We start from the raw sequence: 22,051 nt of genomic DNA, 5'->3' as shown, positions 1-22,051 counted from the left end.
TCTATTAATTAGGTACCGGGATTGGACGAGGGGGAGTGCTATTCATCCCCAGCAAAGTTATTCTATGACGTGGTATGTGCAAGGGAACACGATCTTTACCACGCAAAATACTGGATACGCTATAAGGCAGTGTGCCAACCAGACTGGTTGGTGCTTTTTCACAGGCCTTCATGCTGTCTAAATAATCAATTGCAACTATAAATTATAAGTATTCTATGCAGAAAACAATTTGATAAAACTCATAAGCAAAGTCTATTGCAATTTGTACAGGGAAGGTGGCCTGATAATTTTGTAATTTTCTATACTTAATATTCTCTTAATTTAAACTTTGTACAATATCGAGTCATTTAAAACTAAGAGAAATAGTAAGGAAATACAATGCCTAAAGTTATTATTTTTACCGATTTTGATGGTACAGTAACTGGAAGAAGCGGTAATGAAACTGTATTTACCGAGTTTTATCAGTCACTGTTGCAAGGCTATAAAAAGGATGTAGAGCAAGATTACAAAAACACTCCAATGAAAGATCCAATTGAAGCTCAGGCTTTATTCGAAGCAAAATATGGAAAATACAACGAAAATTTTGATCATGACCAGCAGGATGTTGATTTCCTGATGAGACCAGAAGCGGTGGCATTTTTCCATGAAGTATTAAAAAATGATGATGTGACTGTCAATATTGTCACCAAAAACCGAGTTGAATACATTAAAGCAGTTTTCAAATATCAAGGTTTTTCTGATGAAGAAATCAGCAAGTTAACAACGCTAGAGTCAGGGTATAAATTTAATGATGTCAATTCCCGGCTTAATCACCAAACAGAGAAAGCTAATCAGGTTTATATCCTTGATGATAGCCCTACAGACCATGCTGAGATGCTGCGTGCAGTAAAAGGTAAAGGATACAATGAGGAAGAAATTCGTGGGTATTGTAAGAATCCCGGGGAATTTGAATGGTCCCAATATTTGGAAGATGTTAGGGAAATTTTCCCGCCTAAAGAGAACTCTCCTGAAGAGGTTCGATTACCATATGAGCAAGAGGATAATTTATCCCTGCATGAACAAACGGCTAATGTCTTATCTAATCACCCGGTTCCGTCTTCTGATTTTCGTACCCTAAAGATTATGGGTGCTTTTGCAGGCATTGGTTTTGGTTTCGGCTTTGCTTTAGGTGTTATATTAGTTGCTACCGGAGTTTTTGCTCCTTCAGGTGTTGGTCTTTTAGGAGCTTTGACCTTAGGTGCTATAAGTGGTACTGGTGCTGCTGCACTATCAAGTGCTATTGGATTTGCAGTTGCTAAAGGAACAGAAATTACACCAGAGCCCGTAAGCGAAGAGCCTGTTCCTGCTGTTAAGCAAAGCAGCCATGAGGCTATGCGGGGTTTGGGCGGTTCTCAATTACTGAGCACAAACAATATTCATCCGGTTGTTCATTTCCCAAGCGTTCTATCAAGAAGAACTCCCACGAAAGGTAAAGAAGAGAAATGCCAAGATGCATACGCATTGACTAATCCACTCAATAATTCATAGCATTTCTATTTCGTTGGATAAATAATGATTAAAAAAATCATTATTTATCCGCTTATTGACTGCAGGATCGACGGGATAGGCGCCATGAAATTAAAATCAGAATTTGTAAAAAAAATTTAATAGGGAACTTCGTTGATTTTTCAATTTGTAATTTTTAACTGGATTAATTCTATTTCTTAAGATTTTCTTAAGGTTCGCACATTATACTTCTCTCGTAGTTAAGAGGGAGCAGTGATGCGTGTATTAATTGTTGAGGACAGTGCTTTTAATGCCTTTTGTTTGCGCCGATTGTTGGAGTCGGTTGTTGCATCAATTTCAGTGACTATTGTCAATAATAGTCAAACCGCATTATCCTTTGTCAATAACTATTACCCCGATATCGTCATTGTTGATGGTGATCTGGGTGCCAGCCCTGATGAAATGAACTGCAATGGTCCCGAGCTTGCAGGAATTTTATTGCAAAAATACCCGCAACTTCCTATTGTAGCCTGGTCTGATTCCGATGCTATGCGAGAAGACTTTATTAAAGTGTTTAAGAGTCATGGCCTGTTTTTGAATGAGTATAATACTTGGCCCAAAGTCATTGGTTTGGAACGTATTCATAAAACGTGGTCTTATTATTTTGGTGAGTTTGTAGGTGGTCAAAATCCTTCCTTTGCGAGTCAAACTTCTATTAATTATTATTAAATCCAATAAATTAAACGCTTTTATGCTCTTCAATGCGCATCATCCCAGTTAGGCCCTGTGCCAATAGACACAACAAGAGGTACAGATAATTTTACAGTTTGTTCCATGAGCTTGTGGATAATGGCGTGACATTCTTCAACCGCTTCCTTTCGGACTTCAAAAACCAATTCATCATGTACCTGCATGATCATCTTTGCAGAGGGGGTCTTTTGCGAATGCTCCCAACTGGAAATAGCCAGCATGGTTTTTTTTATAATATCAGCTGCGGTTCCTTGCATTGGTCCGTTGATGGCAGTGCGCTCAGCTGCTTTTTGTCTCATTAGGTTGCGTGAATTAATTTCAGGTAAGTAGAGACGACGGCCAAACAAGGTTTCAACATAACCAAGTTGATGCGCTTGTTTGCGAGTACGCTCCATGTATTCAAGTACTTTAGGATAACGGCGGAAATAAGTATCAATATATTGCTGAGCATCCTGACGATCCACACCAATTTGTTTTGCCAGTCCAAAGGCAGACATACCATATATCAAACCAAAGTTCACTGCCTTGGCACGCCTTCGTTGTTCTTTGGACACAGCTTCCAAATTCGTTTGAAAAATTTCACTCGCGGTTGCAGCATGGATGTCCCAACCATTAGCAAAAGCTCGTAAAAGATTTTCATCTTGAGATAAATGCGCCATTATCCTTAACTCGATTTGCGAGTAATCAGCCGCCATGATAAGACTTCCTTCTGGTGCTATGAAGGCAGTTCGAATCAACCTTCCTTCTTCACTCCGTATAGGGATATTTTGTAAGTTAGGATCACTGGATGATAATCGGCCTGTTGCTGCTACCGCTTGATTATAGGATGTGTGCACCCTATGTGTTTTGGGGTTGATTCTTTTGGGTAAGGCATCAATATAGGTACTGACCAATTTTGATAAGCTTCGGTATTCCAGAATTACAGCTGGAAGGCGATAATCAAAAGCCAATTCCTGTAAAACAGATTCTGCAGTCGAAGGCTGTCCCGTTGGGGTTTTCGCTACAACAGGCAGTTTTTGTTCATCAAATAGTATTTCTTGTAATTGTTTTGGCGAATTGAGATTGAATGCTTTTCCAGCGAGTTGAACTGCTTCCTGTTCGAGAGATTTCATTTGTTCTTTCAAACGACTTCCGTGCTTTTCCAGAATGACTGGATCGATGAGAACGCCGCGCATTTCCATGTCTGCGAGAACAGTGAGTAAAGGCATTTCGATATCATGCAACACGTTACGCAATGGCTTATCCAGCATGGGGTAAAGTTTATGATGTAATCGCAAAGTAATGTCAGCGTCTTCGGCTGCATAGATTCCGGCTTTCTCTACTGGAATTTGGTCAAAGCGGAGTTGTTTGGCTCCCTTTCCCGTAACATCCTCATAACTAATTGTTTTATAACCCAGATATTTTAAAGCTAAAGAATCCATATCATGTCTGCCTCCACCACTATTGAGCACATAGGATTCCAGCATGGTGTCGTACCTAATGCCTTTTAAGGTAATGCCATAATTTTTAAGGACACTGTAATCATATTTAATGTTTTGCCCTATTTTTCCTATAGCTGGATTTTCTAAAATAGGCTTTAAAGCAGTTAAAACTTCTTCTTTTACTAACTGCGTACTGCCATCATTATGAGCAAGGGGAATATAAGATGCATTTTCTTCCTCAACTGCTAAAGAGATGCCTACCAATTCAGCTTGCATGACATCAAGGTTGGTTGTTTCCGTGTCGACGCAAAATTGTTGACTTTGCTCTAGCTTATTAAGCCAATGATTTAACTGTTGATGAGTCCTTATTATTTCATAGGATTTATTATTGCTGGCATCCATTTCTTTGGGTGATTTTTGATTCTCTTCTTCCTGTAGTAACTCTTTAAGCCATGATTTAAATTCTAATTCACGAGTTAATTTAATTAATTGCTCGCTATCAGCCGGCTTGGGCATCAATTGGTTTAAATTTAAGGGCAAATCCAAATCAGTTTTGATAGTGACCAATTTTTTTGAGAGTGGCAAATGAGGGATGCTGGCACGCAAATATTCACCAATTTTGCCGCCAATTTCGTTGGCGTGTGCAAGCAAATTATCAAGCGTTTGATACTCTGTCAGCCATTTTACAGCTGTTTTGGGGCCGCATTTCTCTACTCCCGGAATATTATCTACGCTGTCTCCAATGAGGGTGAGGTAATCAATGATTTGCTCAGGTGTTACACCAAATTTTGCTTTGACACCATCAATACCCATACTGTAATTACTCATGGTATTGATGAGGGAGACATGTTCGTTGACCAATTGTGCCATGTCTTTATCACCGGTTGATATAACAACTGGTATGCCTTGCTCTGTGGCTTGTTTTGCCAAAGTGCCAATCACATCATCTGCTTCGACGCCATCGATGATAAGCAGGGGCAATCCCATTGCTTGCAGTAATTGGATTAGTGGTTGAAACTGAGAGCTCAATTCTTGAGGCATTGGTGGTCTGTGTGCCTTGTATTCTGGATACCATTCATCTCGGAATGTTTTCCCCTTGGCATCAAAGACAACGGCTATTTCTTCTGGTTGATAATCTTTGATTATTTTTTTAATCATATTGGCAACTCCATAAATTGCGCCTGTAGGCTGGCCTTTGGAGTTCGTCAATGGTGGAAGGGCATGAAACGCTCTAAAGAAATAGGAAGATCCGTCTATTAGAATCAGAGGCGGTTGCATAGTTACTCTACCTCTTTTGCTTTAATATCGAGTTTTTTATTAATTACAGCCACTTGCTCGGTAAGTGATTTAATGTTTTTTCGTATTAAAGGGATACGATTCACTGACAGTTCATGCTTAATCGCAACATCTTTAGGTTTTGCCGGATTACCAAGATATACTGTTCCTTTTTTTAAGTGTTTGTGCGGGGGAACTCCTGTACGTGCGCCTAATATGACCTCATCCTCGATGTGAACATGGTCACTCACTCCCACGTTGGCGGCAAAGATGACATTGTTTCCGGTAGTGGTACTGCCGGCAATGCCAGTAAAAGCACAAATAATATTATGCTTGCCTAATTTGACTGAGTGAGCGATTTGTACCAAATTATCAATTTTTGTACCTTCACCGATCACTGTAGCGCCTAATGTGGCCTTGTCTATCGCTGTGCTGGCTCCAATTTCGACATTATTTTCAATGACCACATATCCCGAATGAGGTACTTTGAGATGTTGGCCATCAACAAAAGTATACCCAAAGCCATCGGAACCTATTACTGTAGAGGCATGGATAGTGACATTCGAACCGATGCGGCAATTATCATAAATAGTGACTTGGGGGTGAATGGTTGTATGATCTCCAATGACCACATTATGGCCGATATGAATATGGCTTTTGAGCACCGAGTGGTTGCCTATAATACTTCCTGATTCAATGACTACGAATGGCCCAACATAAACTTCATCACCTAATTGTACTTCTGCACCTATTACAGCAGTGGGGTGTACCCCCGGAGATATTCTCCTTGGGGGATAAAAATGGTTGAGTAAGGCAATAAATGCTTTAAAAGGGTTTTTTACCTGAATTAATGGCTTTGGGGAATCTGTAGTACCTTGACCAATAAGAATAGCTGCTGCTTCAGAGTTTTCAGCAAGTTTGATATTGTCTTCACCTTCGGCGAAAACTAAAGATCCGGGAAGTATATTATCTATGGGTGATAGTGTGGAAACAGTGATGGCATCATTGCCAATAACCATACCTTGAACAAGGTTTGCTATATCACGAAGAGAAGAATTCATTGGTTTACCTTTCAATTCCGCAAAATAGAGCGATTATATACCTCTTATTATCCATTTTCGAGTTAATTATCCTCGATTCGGATGGCTTTCAGATTAATAATTTTTCTTATCATGATCCTGCTATTCTGGTGATCCAGATGATTTGTCAACGCCCCCTAGAAAAATGAGATTAATTAAGGTATAAAATCAAATAACTTCTATTAAAATCAGTTCATTAAAGAGCCTGAATCAGGAGCGCTGATTTGTAATCAAAAGGATGAGATATGCTGAAAAAAATATTGCTCACCGGATTATGTGCTTTGTTTAGTATGAATCTTTCCGCTTCTGAACCGATTTATGACGAAGAAATTCCCTTACTTTGGTCCTCTATTATTACAGTGAGTGGAGGACCTTCGTGGGCAACACCTGGACAAAATCAGTATATTTATCCAATGTCTCCGATCTATATTAATAATTTCAATCCCAATTTACCGCCAAATTATTATCTTTATTTTACCCATGATTCTCCGACGACTATTTTAGCCAATGGCGAGATATTCTTTGGGCTGCAGCGTGCGATCAATCCCCAATTGATTGGTCAATTAGGTTTAGGGGTAGCGGGAGTAAGCGATGCCAAGATTACTGGTGATGTCAACCTGAATGGCCTCCTTAATGTCTATACGTATGACTATAAAGTGAATCACGCGCGAGTAGAGCTAAAGGGCAAACTGATAGGAAGTGCATTTACACCCGTGCAACCTTATCTGAGCGGTAGTTTTGGAATAGCATTTAATAATGCCCATGATTACAGGACTCTTTCTATCAATCAATTCCTGTTTCCTGCACCATGGTTTGCGTCAAACACCACTTATGCTTTTGCTTACAGTGTGGGGGCCGGTGTCCAAAAAATGTTAAATCGTAACTGGCAGGTTGGTGTAGGATATGAGTTTGCAGACTTAGGGAAAAGTTATTTGGGTGGTGATGGAGTTAATATTACCAAAGGGCCACGATTGAGCCATTTATATAATAATCAATTGCTGTTTAGCGTAAGCTATTTATATTCTTAACTAATGTATTTACGTAGAACTAAAGCGGCATTTGCTCCACCGAAAGCGAAATGGTTGGATAAACCAATATCAATGGTTTTTTCTCGCGCCTCATTAGGCACATAATCCAGATCACAGGCTGGGTCTGGAGTATGCAGGTTAATCGTTGGTAACAGCGTATTTTTTTGTAAGCTTAGTGCTGTTGCAATGATTTCCATTGCCCCTGCTGCCCCAATCGCATGTCCTGTCATGGCTTTTTGAGCAGTAATCGGGATGTCATAGGCTCTTTTGCCGAAAACCATTTTAATCGTTTCTGTTTCTGTGCTGTCATTGAGCTGGGTTCCTGTCCCATGTGCGTTGATGTAATGGACATCGTTAATTGATAACTTGGCATCATTTAAAGCAGCAACAATAGCTCTTGCTTGTCCTTGTGAGTTTGGTGCTGTGACATGGAATGCATCACAACTTGCGCCATAGCCAATGATCTCTCCGAGAATTTGTGCTCCCCTTGCTTTTGCTTGTTGTAGCTCTTCAAGAATTAATATCCCAGCCCCATCTGCCATAACCATTCCATCCCGATTGAGATCAAACGGTCTGCTCGCTTGTGAGGGATTTTCATTGTTAGTTGACATTACTCTAAGCTTACACCAGGCAGCCATAACCGATTCCCAGACTAAAGACTCTGTTCCTCCGCAAAGAGCTGTGGTCAAATTGCCATGGGCAATTTGTTGGTAAGCCATGCCTATCGCTTCCCCGGATGAAACACAGGCATTGGAAATGGTTGAGTTTGGTCCACCTATGCCAAAAGCAATTGCGATATGATTGGCTATTGAATTGGGCATTCCCCTAATTACGCTAAGAGGGGGGATTTTCTTCCAGCTGTCTGTAAAGAATAACTTGTAACCTGCTTCCAGTTCAGGTTGGCCGCCAATGCTTGTGCCTATAAAGGTACCTGCTGCATTGAGCTCAGCTTGCTCAAGCCCTGCTTTCTCAATGGCATGATGTGCGCAAAATAATGCGTACTGAGCAGCACGAGGATAACGTTTGCTTTTGTTGAATTCGGGGAGATGGTCAAGAGATAAATCTGTAATCTCGCCTGCTATTTGGGTTGAATAGGGGGATGGATCATAAGATTGTATGCGTTTAATTCCGCATTGACCTTGAGATGCAGCAAGCCAAAATTTATCAATTCCCGATCCTATGGATGACGTTATTTCCATACCAGTAATAACAACCCTTTTTTTCATTAATTATCCTTATTTTTGATAAAACAAGCCTTCCTCTATCGCCATTCGCAATACTAATGGTGAGATTTTAATTATGTCAAGCCATATTTATAATATGCGATTTGTAACGAAAGAATAAACAGTTTTATTTTGCAAGTTGATTCACATTAATTGACCAGTAATCACAAGCATTTTGAATATGAAATCCAAGCTGAATATACAGATTTAATGCTTTTTTATTATGGGTTTCAACGTCAAGATCCACCCGGGATTTGCCTTCGCTCAAAATCATATTGATGCAATGAGCAATCAAGGCAGAACCAAATCCTTTTCCTTGTTCTTTAGGCAATATGGCAATATCAGACAAGGTAGCCCTTTTGGTTTGCCAGCGAATATGGGCTTTTCCTATGGGATGATTATTGAGCATGGCTATTACAATTTCATATTCTCTTTCGTTAAGAATTTGTTGGAATCGGTTAACCAAGTCTTGGTTTTTATCAGGAAAACACACTTCATCGAGGCCACATAATATAGGAATATCCTCTAAAGTCGCCATGCGAAAGGACAATGGGCGCATGTAATCGAGTATAGGATTTAAATCATCACGTTCCATGAAATATTCGCTATGCAGGTAGGTAAATCCTTTTTGGGTTAACCAGTTATCATTGAGGCGTGAGGGGCATGAAAAAATCAAGTTAAAGTAGTTTTGAGACTTAATTAAAATTAATGCTTCCTTTATTAATTGTTTAGCAATCCCTTGCCTGCGATATTGGGGACTAACCAGAACAGCAACTTCAACGGCATCATCATAAAAGAAATAAACACTCAAGAACCCAATCAAGGTCCCGTTATGATAATAAAGGAAGCTTGTAGGAAGAGAGCGGTGTTGTTTCAATATATGGATATATAGATTGGGGATGCTGCCATCGCTTTTTTTACACTCTGCTCTTAATGCTTTTAAGTCTTTTAATTGAAGTTCATCTAATTGGTTAACTTGAGTAATCATAATTGTATTAGTAAAAAATTGAAAAATTATTATTTATTAGATTAGCGCGTTTTCTCATGATTTGCTTATTCTTTTTTGATAAGTGATAAAACTATGGATCATGATTAAGAATTATTCTCTTGTTTTTTATTACCCCAAACCTCTTGAACTCGGGCATCCCGGCCACAACGATATCGATAATACTTATAACGTATAGGATTTTTTTTGTAATAATTTTGATGATATTCTTCTGCCGGATAAAAAGAAGTTGATGGGACAATTTCTGTGTAAATTGTGGGGAATTTTTGCTCTAACTCTTTTTTGTATTCCATGGCAATTTTCTTTTGTTGATCATTCAGGTAAAAAATTGCACTGCGATATTGGCGGCCCTGATCACAAAATTGCGCATTTTTGACGGTAGGATCAATATGCATAAAGAAATACTCAACCAGTTTTTTGTAACTTAATTTATTGGGATGAAACTCTACCATTACCGATTCGGCGTAATGGGTATTACCGGCAGAAACTTGTTCATAAGTTGGATTTTTAAGAGTGTCCCCATCAAATCCTGATGTGGTTGACAGGACTCCAGGAAGATGGTCAAAGTCTGCTTCCATGCACCAAAAACATCCACCTGCAAAAATGGCTTTTTCAGTCTTTGCCAGACAAAATGTTGTGTTAATGAGTAAGAGAAAATACAAAAGGATACGCAACATTGTAAGCTTCTTTTATGAATTCCTATAAATTATACAAGATTTTGTATTGGAGTCAGCATAAAATCAGATAAAATTTTAAATCAGGCTTCGGAAAACTTATTGTTTCGCTAACCTAGAGCCTGTACGCTTTTTTTAAATTCAAAAAGCCTTATCAACGCGGTTAAACAGACTAAAAAACAAAAGAGAGTGGCAAGAAAATTAAAGCAGCTGGAAAATAATGCCATAAAAATAAAGAATAGAAATGCTTCGGCACGCTCCATTATCCCTGGGCTGTAATAAAAACTTTTTTGAGTGTTATTGTTGGAAAAAATTCCCACAACCAGAAAGCTTGTAATACAGAGCAAAATACTGCCTAACATTAAAATGGCTAAAGTGGCACGGTGTTGTGGATCAAAAAGATACAAAGCAAGAACAGCAGAAAATTCTACAATTCTATCCATGACGATATCCATTGCTGAACCAAAATCAGAGACTCTGTTTTGAAAGCGGGCCAGCGAACCGTCAAGAGTATCCAGGTATCCAGAAAGCAAGAGAAAGCTAATTGCAATATAAGGTTTGTCTAATAAGACAAAAGGAATAAACAACATGCCAAATATTCCCGATAACCAGGTAATGGACAATGGCGTTATCCTGCCACGTAAAGCAGGTAGTATGGGATCTACCAAGACAAGCTGATAATAATGTCGTAATGATTGTTCAAGCATAATAATTCATCGCGCTTAGGCCAACAATGAGCTTATGGCAGTTATTTGGCTATCTAATGTGAGTTATGGACAAGTATTATATAAGAAGCATTTGATATCCTCAGCCCGAACGATTTAAGATAACGACCTATCTTGTGCATAATTCACTTATTTAAATACTACTAAATTCAATAAATTAAAGAAACTTTTGTTTGCAGTTTTTGAGAGTAGACAAGTTTTTTATGGAAGCTTTTTGGTTTATCCAGGATTTAAAGATCACATTCACTTAGTTAATCAAAAAGAAAACGATAAAAACAAGGCTTAAAACAATAATCAAAGGATTGGGTTTTTGACGAGTAAATAATTTAAGAAGGGTATAAAGTATAATTCCCAAACCTATACCATCGGCAATCGAAGCGGTGAATGGCACCATCATGATGATGATCATGCATGGTGCTGTTTCGGTGATATCCTGTAATTTCATATTAGTAATATGTTTCATCATGCAACACGCTACGTAGAGTAAAGCCGGTCCAACCGCAAAGCTTGGAATCATTTTGGCAAGTGGAAAAAGAAACAGCATCAGAATAAATCCAGTTGCAATGACTAACGCAGTTAGCCCGGTTCTCCCACCGGCTTCAATTCCGGTTGCTGACTCAATATAAGGTGAGGTGCTGGCAGAGCCCATTAGGCCTGCGAGGGAAGATGCGGCTGCATCGGCAGTTAAACTTCGAGTTAGACGTTTATAATAATTTTTTTCGTTTTTAAAAATGGTTGGACTTAGTAAGCCAATTAATGATCCTGTCGCATCAAACACGGTGATCAGAAAAAAGGTAAAAATGGTTTTTAAAGCCACGATACTGGAAAGACCAGAAAAATCAAGCTGCAAAAACGTAGGTTCGAGCGACGGTGGCATAGCAATCAAACCTTGCCAACTGGTCAAGCCCAACATCAAGCTTAAGAAACTGATGCTCAGTATCTCAATGATGATGGCACCTGGAATCTTATGATAATCCAGAGCAAGAATAAGAATAAATCCCAGGAAAAAGAGTCCTGTTTCTGGTCTGATGATAGGCCCTAAGCGCATTAAATTGTGCTGGTCACCAATAATGATTTGATTATTTTCTAAAGCAATTAAGGCGATTAGCAAACTGATACCTATAACAATGGCTATCTGTAAATTATGAGGGATTGCTTCAATCAGGAGGCGTCTTAATTTGGTTAGGATAAGAAACAGGAAAAGCAGGCCGGAAATGAACACCATGGCCAAGGCGTGTTGCCAGTCAACTCCTATCCCTTGTACTACGCTGTAAGAGAAATAAATATTTAAGGCCACACTTGGAGCTACACCTATCGGTGTGTTGGCTATGAAGCCTGTTAATGCGCAGGCGAAAGCGGTTATCAAACAAGTGGCGGTAAATACTGCGCCTTGATCCATTCCTGCATCGTGTAGGACTTTTGGATTGACAAAAACGATATAAACCATGGTAAGGAAGGTCGTTGCTCCGGCAAGTATTTCTGTGCGCAAAGAGGTGTCTTTGAGAAAATAGGATTTTAGAGTGGGCATAAATTAAGGGAAAAACCCTAAAAATGGAAATTCATAACCGCAATTATAATTTCTACTGTAATTAATACAATAATAATTATTTCCAAGTGATGGCTATGGCGATTTTCCAAATAACCATTGAACATGTCGAAAATTTCATTAAGTGTATCCAGACGATGGTTAATAGCATTAACACGTCTTTGTATATGTAAATAACGTTCAAGCATGGAAAAATGCTCTTCTAAAGTGGGGTGTTGCCAAAAATATTTAGGGTGGTATAAGAAATTACTGATCAAATTCAGCTCACTCTTGGCACCTAAAATTTCACCAATAACTTGTTGAATTTGTTTTCTGCTTATAGGCATTTCTCCTTTATGAGATAAGGCCTGAATCAGCGGATTATATTTTTCAATCAATGCGTCAATAATGGTTTCGAAATACTGTAATTTTACCGATTGAGAAAAGCCGTAAGACAAACTGAGTTTTAGTTCATCACTGTCTTCTTCAATGGTCAGGCAATCTACATCATAAAAACCATGCGGTTCTATGGCTGTTTTATCACCAATTTGATAATGAAATTCATCATGCACCAAAAGTGCTACAGGTTTGTCTACAAGCAGTTTAATAATATCCAGGTATTCGTGGATTTGATATCTTTTTACACCCCAAGATACGACAGTTCCATTTTTAAAAATGAACACGGTATGATCTTTGTTTTTATGAGAATTTAATCTTATTACATCTCGTGTTTTTACAGCACTAAATTCCTTAGAGACGTTTTTTAGATGAAGATCAAGACGAGTCAAGTCTATGGTTTTGGCCACACAGAAACTTAAGCATTCCATGATTTTAATAACCTAACAATGAAAAAAGCGTTTGCAGAGCAAATAATTTTAGCAAACGCTGTCTATTAGCTTGCAGTATACATGAAATTCCAGGTTTATTACACACTATCAGCAGTCTCACGGCCTGAGTAGGCTTTTTTCCTATCCGTTGCTCCACTTAGCCATTGAGGACAAACTTCCAGAATTTCTGCGATTTTATCCAGTTGTTCTTTATCAGGAAGAACGTGGCCAAATATCATTGCATTAGCCAAATGGCGTGTGACGCCAAATACTTTTGATACGGCTTTCGTTTTTTCTGTTAAATCCTCGGGGAATCCCAGAGTTGCCAATTCACGATTAAAACGTTGCGAAAATACTTTACTATTCATTTTTCACTCCATGAAAATTATACAGTCAACCCAACATGAATTTACTGAGATGTTGACCCAACATTTGCACTAATCAATCCTTGATGTAGTTAAGAGTGTTATAACTTATTTTTTTTTAATAGCAAAGATATTTTTGCTATTAAAATCAATTATTTTCCATTGATATAATAGCTCCTCTCTCTAATCTATCCCTTTTGTTATATTGCTGCATTGCAAACAGTTCTGGGATGCTTATTTTATTATAGAGATTTGATTTTTAAATGACTCCTCAATCAGTTAACGTACTTTGCTTTGCATGAGATATCAGTTTGTACTTTATCGATCCTGTTGAGAATTCGGAGTGAGCAGAAAACCAGTCATCTCAGGCTCTCGAGATTTGCGAATAACTCATTGAGCAAAGGGGTTTTATCGCTATCGATAAGATAATTTTAAGAAGTCTTTTTTTATCTGATGGGCATTGCATTTTTTATCTATGGTTATTTTCAGGCTGGAATCCAGTAGCAATTACAATCAGTATATGACAATATCCACAAAAAACGCTTTCAATAGTACACTTCCCCTTAAATATTAGTATGTGCTCCGGAAGAGTGTAGGCGTTTGCAATATAACAAATGGATTGGGGTTAATTTATGATTCAGTTAGGCGATTTGTTAAAACCAACTTGGGCTGCGGAGCAGTCTTTAAATAATGCTTGGTCTGTATTGAATGACGAGGAAAAGGAAACCATCAAACGCCGAATGGACAAGATATTTTACAACGAAATTCCTTTTCAACTTGAGCATGACAAGCTTATCTATATTCATTTATTTACCTTGTTTGCTCAATTAGAAACAATTGGACTAAGAGGGCTTATAAAATCACTGGAAAAACTCCGTGGAACGGATTTGTATCAACAAATGCGTCAACAAATTACCGACGAGATTTTCCATGCCACTGTTTTTGCAAAAATTGCGTTTCAGTTGTCCGCTCCTTACGCATTACCACTTGGTCACCAAAAGAGCATCAATCATTTTATTTCTTCTCTTGAAGGTGAAGAGGATCTGGCCACTTCTATCACCTTGGTCAATTTGGTTGGAGAAGGATGGGTAGAAGAATTATGCATTGCAATGAAAGAGAAAAACATCGCAGTAACTATTTTTGAAACAGTTCTTGAAGATGAAAGCCGGCATATGGACGAGTACGATTTATATCGTCAGATAGGGTTGCCAAATAAGGACTATTTAAGGAAAAAATTAGCAATTTTTGAAGATGAGCTGATAAATACCGTATTTGCGCATGAGCAATATTTAACCACCCTTGGTATTCTATTAGGCAAGGAGGGGGCACTGAAACTGCTCAATAATATCAATAATAAACACCATTGGATGCTTAAAAAAATTGGCTTAACGCCTTCAGTCCATTGGCAATTGTTTATGGATACCATGCCTTTATTGATGAAGAATTTATCGCATGATTTTGAAAAAGACAAAGCCGTTGAACCGACCAATATTCGTAAATTACTTTCAGCGATTTGGAATGACCCCGAATTACCAACTGAGTCTGCTATTTTTAATATAAATGTTAGTGCTGTTTGTTTTTTTGAAAAGAAATTTAAACCGGAAACAGTAACTTGCCTCATGCTACAAGCCTTGAGTAAGGCTTGCTTTGATAATCCGCAGACGAGAAATTATATTTTCAATCATAAACTGTACCACTCGCACAATAGTTACGTAGCGCTTGCGGTAAAAATTCCAGGTAGTGATCAATTAGGAGCGATTGAGTTTAAAAATTGCCATGAGATGACTATGACTGAATTAGCGCTTCACATTCAGCATGACATGCGCATCATGAAGTACTGTTATGAAAAAACACAATCATTACAAAAAGAGCATCCCTATTTAATGGAGGTAGTCGATCGCTTGCTAACTCCACGGCATGAGCGAGTGTACCGTGATTTCTTATTTGCCAGACCTGCTATTTCTTTGAGCAATATTGGTCATTGGGGATATCAAGCAGCGGTTTCACCCTTATTTCCAAATGAAACGTTTAAAATAACTCTGACAGAAATCGAAAGAAAACAAGTCTGGAATAAAACAAATAACACATTTGAGGTGCAAGATATTTTGCCTGTAGGCATGAGTGTTGATCACCGAGTTTTTGATGGCAATATCCCGTTCCCGCGTTATATGCAGGAGGCTTTTGATCAAATGTTTCAAGACATGGAGCAATCCAGGAAAAAGCCACTGTCAAAACCCTTTTCAAATTTAGATAACTTTATCAAGTACAGTAATACATTATTGGAAAACGACCTAGAGTTTGGGTTTCTGTATTTATTTTCTTTAATGCATGTATGGAAAAATTATATTTCATATGATGAGTTATCAAAAACAGTGGAAGAAAATTACGAGAGAATCAAACAGGCATTATCGAAAAGCGAACATCAACTTGGCTGATGGTTATGCGATCGTTTTCTTTTTATTACCAACATCTAGAAAATGTAAGCAGAAGTTTTAGTTTTTGTATAAGCCAGTTAACTTCTCCAGCAAAAGAATGGGTTGCGTTGAGTTATTTACTTTTGCGTGTTGCAGACAGTATTGAAGATGCCAAATGGCAAGATCTTCAAACACAAAGTGATTCATTTGCTGCTTTTAAATCATTTTTAGTTCAAACACCAGCAAACGACGAATTCACAAAATGGCTTTCCAGCTTTCCTTCGCAGCTTCCATTAGGGGAGAAACAACTTCTATGTGCCGTCCCTCTTTTGTTGGAAGAAAAAGATAATTTACCTGAATCCATCAAGCAATCTGTGATAAAAACAATTTTGCAAGTAGTGGATGGAATGCATTATTTCCTTAATCATTATCATATGGATGGCAAAATCGTATTTCCTTCATCAGTTACCACTAATCAATACTGTTTTTTTGTTGCAGGATTGGTTGGCAAATTATTGTCGCACATATTTACTGGTTTACTATCTAATTTTAAGTGGACAGCCAGTCTGTTAAATCAAGCCTTTCACTTTGGTTTCTTTTTACAAAAAATCAATCTATTGAAAGATAAAGTGGATGATGAAACAAGTGGGCGTTATTTTATTTCTTCAGAGAATAACTTGCGCGAGAGTTTGGTTATTCATGCACACCATTCACTGGCTTATGTAAAGAGTATCCCAATTATTGAAGGACGCCCGTATCGCTTATTTTGCGCCTGGTCTTTATTTATTGGTTTGGCTTCATTGAAATGGCTTGATAAATATGGTCGCCGACAAAAAATTAAACCCCGAGAAACGTATTATCTAGTTAACCAAATAAATCTGTTAATTGATGATAATCGCGCTTTAGAAAAATTATTTAACAGCTATCTTCCAGGACAGTATGATGAAGGTTCACGTTATGCTTCTGAATCAACGAAAAAAATACCAACTTGGTTTAAGAAAATTTACGATGGTGAGATGGATTCTCTGACATTGTTTGATCTGGATATCGAAGTATGATGAGGGAGATTTAGTGCAAACTGTCGCAAATTTACGGACGGTTTTAAACAAAATTATACCTGCAATTGGCTGAGCAATTGCCTGATCTGGTTTCCCGATCACGCGATTTTCTCTTTATAACCAGTTATTGAGTCAGACAAATTTAACCGCAGTGCACACGGCTTAGTGACTCCCTGCTCATATGGTTATTATTTGTATATACCAACTAATGATAAAAATATTTCGCGCAAAAATAATCACGAGGTACAAAAGGTCAAACGAAATTAAAGAAAGAATATTCTCCTCTACTGACCAATAGTTTTAAATAGTAGGATTAAAAAGTATCTGAGGCTCTCTGTCGTTTTGCCTTTTCTTCTTCTTAAATAGCCCGTTAGCATTTAATTGTTTGCCAACCTTGGATGTGGAATCAATCTCATCAACGAGGGTATCTGTGAGTTTTGATTTGTCAGTCGATCGGCTTCGCAAGTATTCGGCCAAGCCAGTTTGATCACTGGAAATTGCTTTACTTACAGCAATTCTTAGTGCTTTTCGACTGGGTGTAATTTCCAGTGATTCACATAGGTAGCTAACAATTTCGAGTTGTTTAGATTTGACTGCTGAAATCAATGCTTGATCTACCTTGCTCTGATTGAGACCATGCCCTTCATGACGGCACAAATAGTCTAGGATTGGTAATTTTCCTGCAGTGATAGCAAGTTGAAAGGATTGCTCAATAGCATGTTTTCCAGGAGGAGTTTGGTGGTTTGAATGAATGGCGATAAAAATGGCTGTTTGTCCCTTTTTAGCCGCCATCACTAATGTCTGATCAATTAAGCGGGGAGTTGGTTGATTGCTCCCTGTCATCGAGCAGAAATAATTAACCACAGATAATTTGCCTGCCTGAACCGCAATTTTCATTCCTGAATTGATCGCTGGTTGCCTTAGCGTTGGGGTTCCTGGCTCACAGAGGCAGGAGACAATCTCCAAATGTCCCTCGGCCGTTGCTTGTTCTAGAGCATCTTCAATAGCTTGTTTGGTTAATGACTCGGAAGGTAAGGCACAAATCGATTGAACAACCTTTGTATGCCCCAGTTTACTGGCTTTCAGTAAAGCCTGCTCAATAACTATTGCACGTACGGGAGTCTTTTCCAAATTACCAAGAATTTCTACAGCTTCATGTTGCATAGCCAGTGCAGTTTGTTGAAAAGCTTTTTCAAGCGTCGTTTGGGATGGAGAATAATGCTTTGAGTTGGCAAGATACTCAACAATGTCCCAATGCTGTAATTGGATTGCCAATTTAAATAGACGATCGAGCATTGCTTGTTTGGGTGATTCCACTGGCAGCTTACAGAAATACATGACGACCTGTAAATTATCATTGTCTATTGCTTTTTTAAGAATCGTGCCAATTAATTCTGTGGATGGTTTGTAATCATATAATTTCAAGAGTTTTTTTACACTTTCTATTCGCCCATGTTCTGCGAGATAGACCACAAGCTCATCCATTTCATCTTGTCTTAACTCAACGCCAGGAAGACTACAAAGATGATCCAATATTTCCCATTGATAGTTTTTGGCTGCTGCTCTTAGGGCTTTGTTAAGCACAGAAGGTTTCATCTTGTCTTCAAGCAAATTGATTAAGCCTAAATTACCCTTTTTTGCTGCTTTAATGAAAACAGTTTGATTTCCATATTCCCTTTCATGCCAGTCAAGTCTATTGAAAGGGGTTGTTTCCAGATTTTGAATAATTTGTTTTCTGATGAGATCATTATCAATCGCGGCAAGAATTTCGATAAGAGCCCGTTCGTAAGGACTGATTTCTCCTGATGAGGTGATGGGGGGCAAATCCAAGGCGTCGATAAAGGTATCTAAATCAAACAAGTCTCCCTGATGGATAAAGACAACTTCGGCAATTCTTGCTTGAAGGGCATACTTATGCCCAAAGCTAAACTTCATTTGTGGGTTGATTTGCTGGAGTACTGCAAATTTTCTTAAGGCTCCAAGCCAAACATCTTCTATGATGTAGTAGTTATGTTTGCCAAAGAGTAGTCCTGATGTTTGTTCAGCAATGCAAAAATTAAGCTGTTTTAGGATATTTTCACAACGTTCTTCTAAAAGGAGCTCACAATCCGGGTATTTTTTTAACTGTGTTAAAAATTCTTCATCCTCCAGCAGTTGCGGATGATTTACAAGATTATCGAGAATTGCTTCGAATACTGCTTTGGTTGCCGGATGGTTTTTCTTCAATAACACCCTAAACAAAGCCATTAGCTGATAAATGATTTCCTGATCATGAGTATCCAGTCGAACCAGATGATTGATATACCCAATAACATTTTCTTCTGTAATATCGTGAAGCAATCTTGGTTTATGTTGTAGTAAATGAAAAACACTGCTTTGGTTAAGAGTAAGAAGTTGATGGGCAGTAGACTCCGCAATGAGTTCTGCAAGGGTTTTTAAGACATTCGGTGAATATTCTCTGGCAATAATATTGATAATATCGGGCAGTAATTTGAGTGTCTCTGGCTGATTCAGAGTATGCCTTAACAGATCCAGCCAAGCCACTTCGCCATGGTTTGTTGCAGTAGCAATTCCTGCAGTTAAAAAAGCCGGGCCAAAAGTTCGGTGTAATGCGATAAAATTGTCTTTGCTTAAGGAAAATTGCAAAGGGGGTATTTCTGGTGAAACAACAGGAAGATTTTTACCCCGAAAAATGCCGTCAAGAGAGTATTGCTGGAACATTAATTCTCCACAGTTTATCTTTTGGGCTGCTATAACGAGTTCCTGAGCTTCAGGGAAATGGCCGAGCAGGGAGTATAAGCGAGAAACTTCATTATCCTTGGAATGCAAAGTGAATAAATGATATTTAAGAAAATCCTGCAGCAGATTAGTAAGAAGAATTTTTTCAACGCTTACTTTGCGTTCTAGCAACCAGAGTATTAAAGCAGTGAATTTTTCTGTTTCACCAATCCAATTTCTGCATAGCGCAATGATTCCTAAGGGATTTTCCTGGTAGGCTAAATGCTCATTGAAATAGTCTAGCTGAGTCATTACTAATTTACTGTCAGCCTCCATTTTTTGCTGGAGGAGCTCAAACGTTACCCTTTCTTGAATTTCTGCACAGTGCCTGAATAATTCCTTATTTTTATCATAAAAAGAGAGAGCACTTTCTTTGTTGTCTCGTAATAATATTTGGAATAACTCATTAATTTTAGGCATGAGACGAAGTTGCTCTTCATGAGAGTGGGATAACAGGTTTCTTAATGCAATTAAAAAAACAGTGTTTTTTCCATCCTTAACAAACTCTTGTTTATATAACTGGAGATAATCCATAAAAAGACAATGCTGCTCTAATTCTTTAATCGCCTCTGTATTGGATGAACCACTATATTTTAAAAGACGGACATTACCCAGAAGCACACGATGAGTTTGTTTGGCTTGTGATTCCTCTTGTTCAATAAGATCACGTTCGATCGTTTGATCACTGAGATGAAGGGTTGCGCTATCATTGTGTATCCAATTAAACAGTTCACGTATGATCATAATTTAAAACATGAGAATAAATTTAACATTCCATGAATTATAAATAAACAAGAAGAAACATCAAGCTATTATTTGATCGATAAGGACAATTTAATATCTCTTTGATTTTAAATAAAATTTATTGAGTTATGCGTGGTATGAAAATCCCTTTTGTACTATCTGAGATGGACAATTTCCTTAGCATTGTCTTTTGTAAAACAGGTTGAATACAGAATGAATAATAATGGTGACGACAATTATTTATTAATAATGTCTATCACATGATTGGCGTATTCTATTCCCTTAAGATAAGATTGAGAGAGCGTTTCGCTTTTTACAGGAATGCGTTCTAATTGATTAAAATTTGCTTGTTCATAATCTATAGCAAATTTCAGGATTTTGCCTAAATCCCCTTTATAGTTCAGTAGCGCTTCATTGAGTGCTTCACTTAACCGAATTTTTGCTAATAGCGAAGGCATAGGCTCATTTAAAATACCATCCAAAGTAGAAAGTATGCCTACGGTATAAGCTTGATGAGAGTTAGGATAATCCATTGATTTTGCTAAGGACTCACACATTTTGGCGCGAATTAATGTTCGCTCCAACAAATCAGGTGCGACATCATCGAGACTTGCCAAGAGTAACAGGTTTAACCAATTGCGTATTTGCATTAATCCCAATTGAGAAATGGCATCCATTAACGATTCTATTTTTTTGCTCATGTACAAAGAAGCAGAATTTGCCAAACGCAAGATACGATAGCTTAGTTTGGGAATTTGCAGGATAATTTCTTCAATGCGTTGGATTGGCACCTCTTCATTGTTTATTTCTGTTAATAATCTTAAAAGCTGTATTTTATTTTCAGTAATGATTTGTCCTGTTAAGGAATCCGGTTTGTTTAGAAAAAAACCTTGAAAAAAATCAAATCCAAGATTGATACAATTATTGAATTGTTGTTTATCCTCAATTTTTTCTGCCAGTAACTTACCTTTAAAAGATTTCAGCGGTAATAATTGTTCTGCGATTTGCTGCTCATCAAGATGAAGGACATCGATTTTAATGATGTCAGCTAGGTCAACCAGAGGAGCTAATTCATTCCTGAAGACAAAGTCATCGAGGGCAATTTGATACCCCTGCTTCTTTAATTCTATTAAATTGAGCAGCAATGGTTGGTCTATCGCGACCGTTTCAAGAACCTCAATGACGATTCTATTTTTGGGAAGCAGCATTGGGATTTTTTGTACAAGATGATTGTGAGTGAAATTAATGAAAGCTTGTTTATGGCCTATTATGGTATTTACATCAAGATTTGCAAATAACTGCAATAGGACAGATGAGGTAGCTGCTTCACCTGAGGAAGGATTTAGGTTATCTACTTTTGAGCTTTCTGCATCACTATTACGATACAAGAGTTCATAGGCAAAGATTGCGCTGTTCTTATCATAAATCCCCTGACGTGCTAGCAGCGTTTTGACTGGTGGTTCATCCAATTCTACAACCATTTATTTAATCCACTAGAATTATATTATAACACTATTTTATAAAGTTAATAATGCGATGCTTGAGAGTCTTGGAATGCAGAAGTTTGTGAATTGTTATAAAAGGGCATCAGATTTTTGGCGATAGAAGATTGGCCGTCATAAAACGCAGCAACTGTCATCAAAAGAAAGCTGCTGCGCTAAAATTCGAAAAAAT

Annotated in this window: 18 protein-coding genes; 6 read left to right on the top strand and 12 right to left on the bottom strand. The window is 38.0% G+C overall.

All coding sequences use genetic code 11. The annotated features are described in order from the left end of the window. Positions 1–4 precede the first annotated feature (4 nt). Positions 5–172: a hypothetical protein gene (locus OQI99_RS11410; protein ID WP_265732020.1), complete on the bottom strand. Its 168-nt coding sequence runs from the start codon at positions 170–172 to the stop codon at positions 5–7. 206 nt (positions 173–378) lie between these two features. Between OQI99_RS11410 and OQI99_RS11405 the strand changes: the two genes are divergently transcribed. The 3 genes from OQI99_RS11405 (at position 379) to lerC (ending at position 2,214) form a co-directional block, all read left to right on the top strand. Beyond that, positions 379–1,527, top strand: coding sequence for a haloacid dehalogenase-like hydrolase (locus OQI99_RS11405; protein ID WP_265732019.1), 1,149 nt, complete (start codon positions 379–381; stop codon positions 1,525–1,527). Between the two features lie 24 nt (positions 1,528–1,551). Beyond that, positions 1,552–1,647, top strand: coding sequence for a PhnA domain-containing protein (locus OQI99_RS11400; protein WP_241495191.1), 96 nt, complete (start codon positions 1,552–1,554; stop codon positions 1,645–1,647). A 114-nt stretch (positions 1,648–1,761) separates the two neighbouring features. After that, entirely contained in the window at positions 1,762–2,214 is a 453-nt protein-coding gene (gene lerC, locus OQI99_RS11395) for a response regulator LerC (RefSeq protein ID WP_265732018.1), read from the top strand. 29 nt (positions 2,215–2,243) lie between these two features. Here lerC and polA read toward each other — a convergent pair whose 3' ends face one another. Together polA and lpxD are read right to left on the bottom strand one after the other, a co-directional pair. Then, a complete protein-coding gene (polA, locus tag OQI99_RS11390) occupies positions 2,244–4,934 on the bottom strand; it encodes a DNA polymerase I (RefSeq protein ID WP_265732017.1) in 2,691 nt (896 codons plus the stop codon). Positions 4,935–4,936: 2 nt separating this feature from the next. Beyond that, positions 4,937–5,992, bottom strand: a complete 1,056-nt coding sequence (lpxD, locus tag OQI99_RS11385; protein WP_265732016.1) for a UDP-3-O-(3-hydroxymyristoyl)glucosamine N-acyltransferase — start codon at positions 5,990–5,992, stop codon at positions 4,937–4,939. A 263-nt stretch (positions 5,993–6,255) separates the two neighbouring features. Here lpxD and OQI99_RS11380 point away from each other — a divergent pair, with 263 nt between their 5' ends. Continuing rightward, positions 6,256–7,038: an outer membrane protein gene (locus OQI99_RS11380; RefSeq protein WP_265732015.1), complete on the top strand. Its 783-nt coding sequence runs from the start codon at positions 6,256–6,258 to the stop codon at positions 7,036–7,038. On the opposite strand, the gene OQI99_RS11375 is transcribed toward OQI99_RS11380, so the two are convergent. The 7 genes from OQI99_RS11375 to OQI99_RS11345 form a co-directional block, all read right to left on the bottom strand. Beyond that, positions 7,035–8,264: a beta-ketoacyl-[acyl-carrier-protein] synthase family protein gene (locus OQI99_RS11375; RefSeq protein WP_265732014.1), complete on the bottom strand. Its 1,230-nt coding sequence runs from the start codon at positions 8,262–8,264 to the stop codon at positions 7,035–7,037. The two genes, OQI99_RS11380 and OQI99_RS11375, sit on opposite strands and share 4 nt — an antisense overlap. Positions 8,265–8,388: 124 nt before the next feature. After that, positions 8,389–9,249: a Dot/Icm T4SS effector N-acetyltransferase VipF gene (gene vipF / locus OQI99_RS11370; RefSeq protein WP_265732013.1), complete on the bottom strand. Its 861-nt coding sequence runs from the start codon at positions 9,247–9,249 to the stop codon at positions 8,389–8,391. Positions 9,250–9,353: 104 nt separating this feature from the next. Further along, positions 9,354–9,944 (bottom strand): peptide-methionine (S)-S-oxide reductase MsrA, encoded by a 591-nt coding sequence (msrA, locus tag OQI99_RS11365; RefSeq protein WP_265732012.1) that lies wholly within the window; start codon positions 9,942–9,944, stop codon positions 9,354–9,356. Positions 9,945–10,051: 107 nt separating this feature from the next. Beyond that, positions 10,052–10,648 (bottom strand): CDP-alcohol phosphatidyltransferase family protein, encoded by a 597-nt coding sequence (locus OQI99_RS11360; protein ID WP_265732011.1) that lies wholly within the window; start codon positions 10,646–10,648, stop codon positions 10,052–10,054. A 265-nt stretch (positions 10,649–10,913) separates the two neighbouring features. Beyond that, on the bottom strand, positions 10,914–12,194 hold the full coding sequence (locus tag OQI99_RS11355; protein WP_265732010.1) for an NCS2 family permease: 1,281 nt from the start codon (positions 12,192–12,194) through the stop codon (positions 10,914–10,916). A 17-nt stretch (positions 12,195–12,211) separates the two neighbouring features. Then, positions 12,212–13,018 (bottom strand): RMD1 family protein, encoded by an 807-nt coding sequence (locus tag OQI99_RS11350; protein WP_061513415.1) that lies wholly within the window; start codon positions 13,016–13,018, stop codon positions 12,212–12,214. A 98-nt stretch (positions 13,019–13,116) separates the two neighbouring features. After that, positions 13,117–13,386, bottom strand: a complete 270-nt coding sequence (locus OQI99_RS11345) for a hypothetical protein (RefSeq protein ID WP_010945870.1) — start codon at positions 13,384–13,386, stop codon at positions 13,117–13,119. 629 nt (positions 13,387–14,015) lie between these two features. Here OQI99_RS11345 and OQI99_RS11340 point away from each other — a divergent pair. Both OQI99_RS11340 and OQI99_RS11335 read left to right on the top strand, forming a co-directional pair. Further along, positions 14,016–15,818: a 2-oxo acid dehydrogenase subunit E2 gene (locus OQI99_RS11340; protein ID WP_265732009.1), complete on the top strand. Its 1,803-nt coding sequence runs from the start codon at positions 14,016–14,018 to the stop codon at positions 15,816–15,818. Further along, the gene (locus OQI99_RS11335) at positions 15,818–16,855 is read left to right on the top strand and encodes a squalene/phytoene synthase family protein (RefSeq protein WP_322783703.1); all 1,038 of its coding nucleotides are present in this window, start codon (positions 15,818–15,820) and stop codon (positions 16,853–16,855) included. The genes OQI99_RS11340 and OQI99_RS11335 overlap by 1 nt, the downstream gene beginning before the upstream one ends. 300 nt (positions 16,856–17,155) lie before the next feature. Here OQI99_RS11335 and OQI99_RS11330 read toward each other — a convergent pair whose 3' ends face one another. Together OQI99_RS11330 and OQI99_RS11325 are read right to left on the bottom strand one after the other, a co-directional pair. Continuing rightward, positions 17,156–20,377: a hypothetical protein gene (locus OQI99_RS11330; protein WP_265732007.1), complete on the bottom strand. Its 3,222-nt coding sequence runs from the start codon at positions 20,375–20,377 to the stop codon at positions 17,156–17,158. A gap of 236 nt (positions 20,378–20,613) precedes the next feature. Then, positions 20,614–21,858: an EAL and HDOD domain-containing protein gene (locus tag OQI99_RS11325; RefSeq protein ID WP_265732006.1), complete on the bottom strand. Its 1,245-nt coding sequence runs from the start codon at positions 21,856–21,858 to the stop codon at positions 20,614–20,616. Positions 21,859–22,051 lie beyond the last annotated feature (193 nt).

This window comes from Legionella sp. PATHC039 (genome assembly GCF_026191275.1).
Lineage (GTDB): Bacteria > Pseudomonadota > Gammaproteobacteria > Legionellales > Legionellaceae > Legionella > Legionella pneumophila.
Note: the sequence above shows the minus strand (reverse complement) of the source record. Positions and strands in the feature narration are given on the sequence as shown.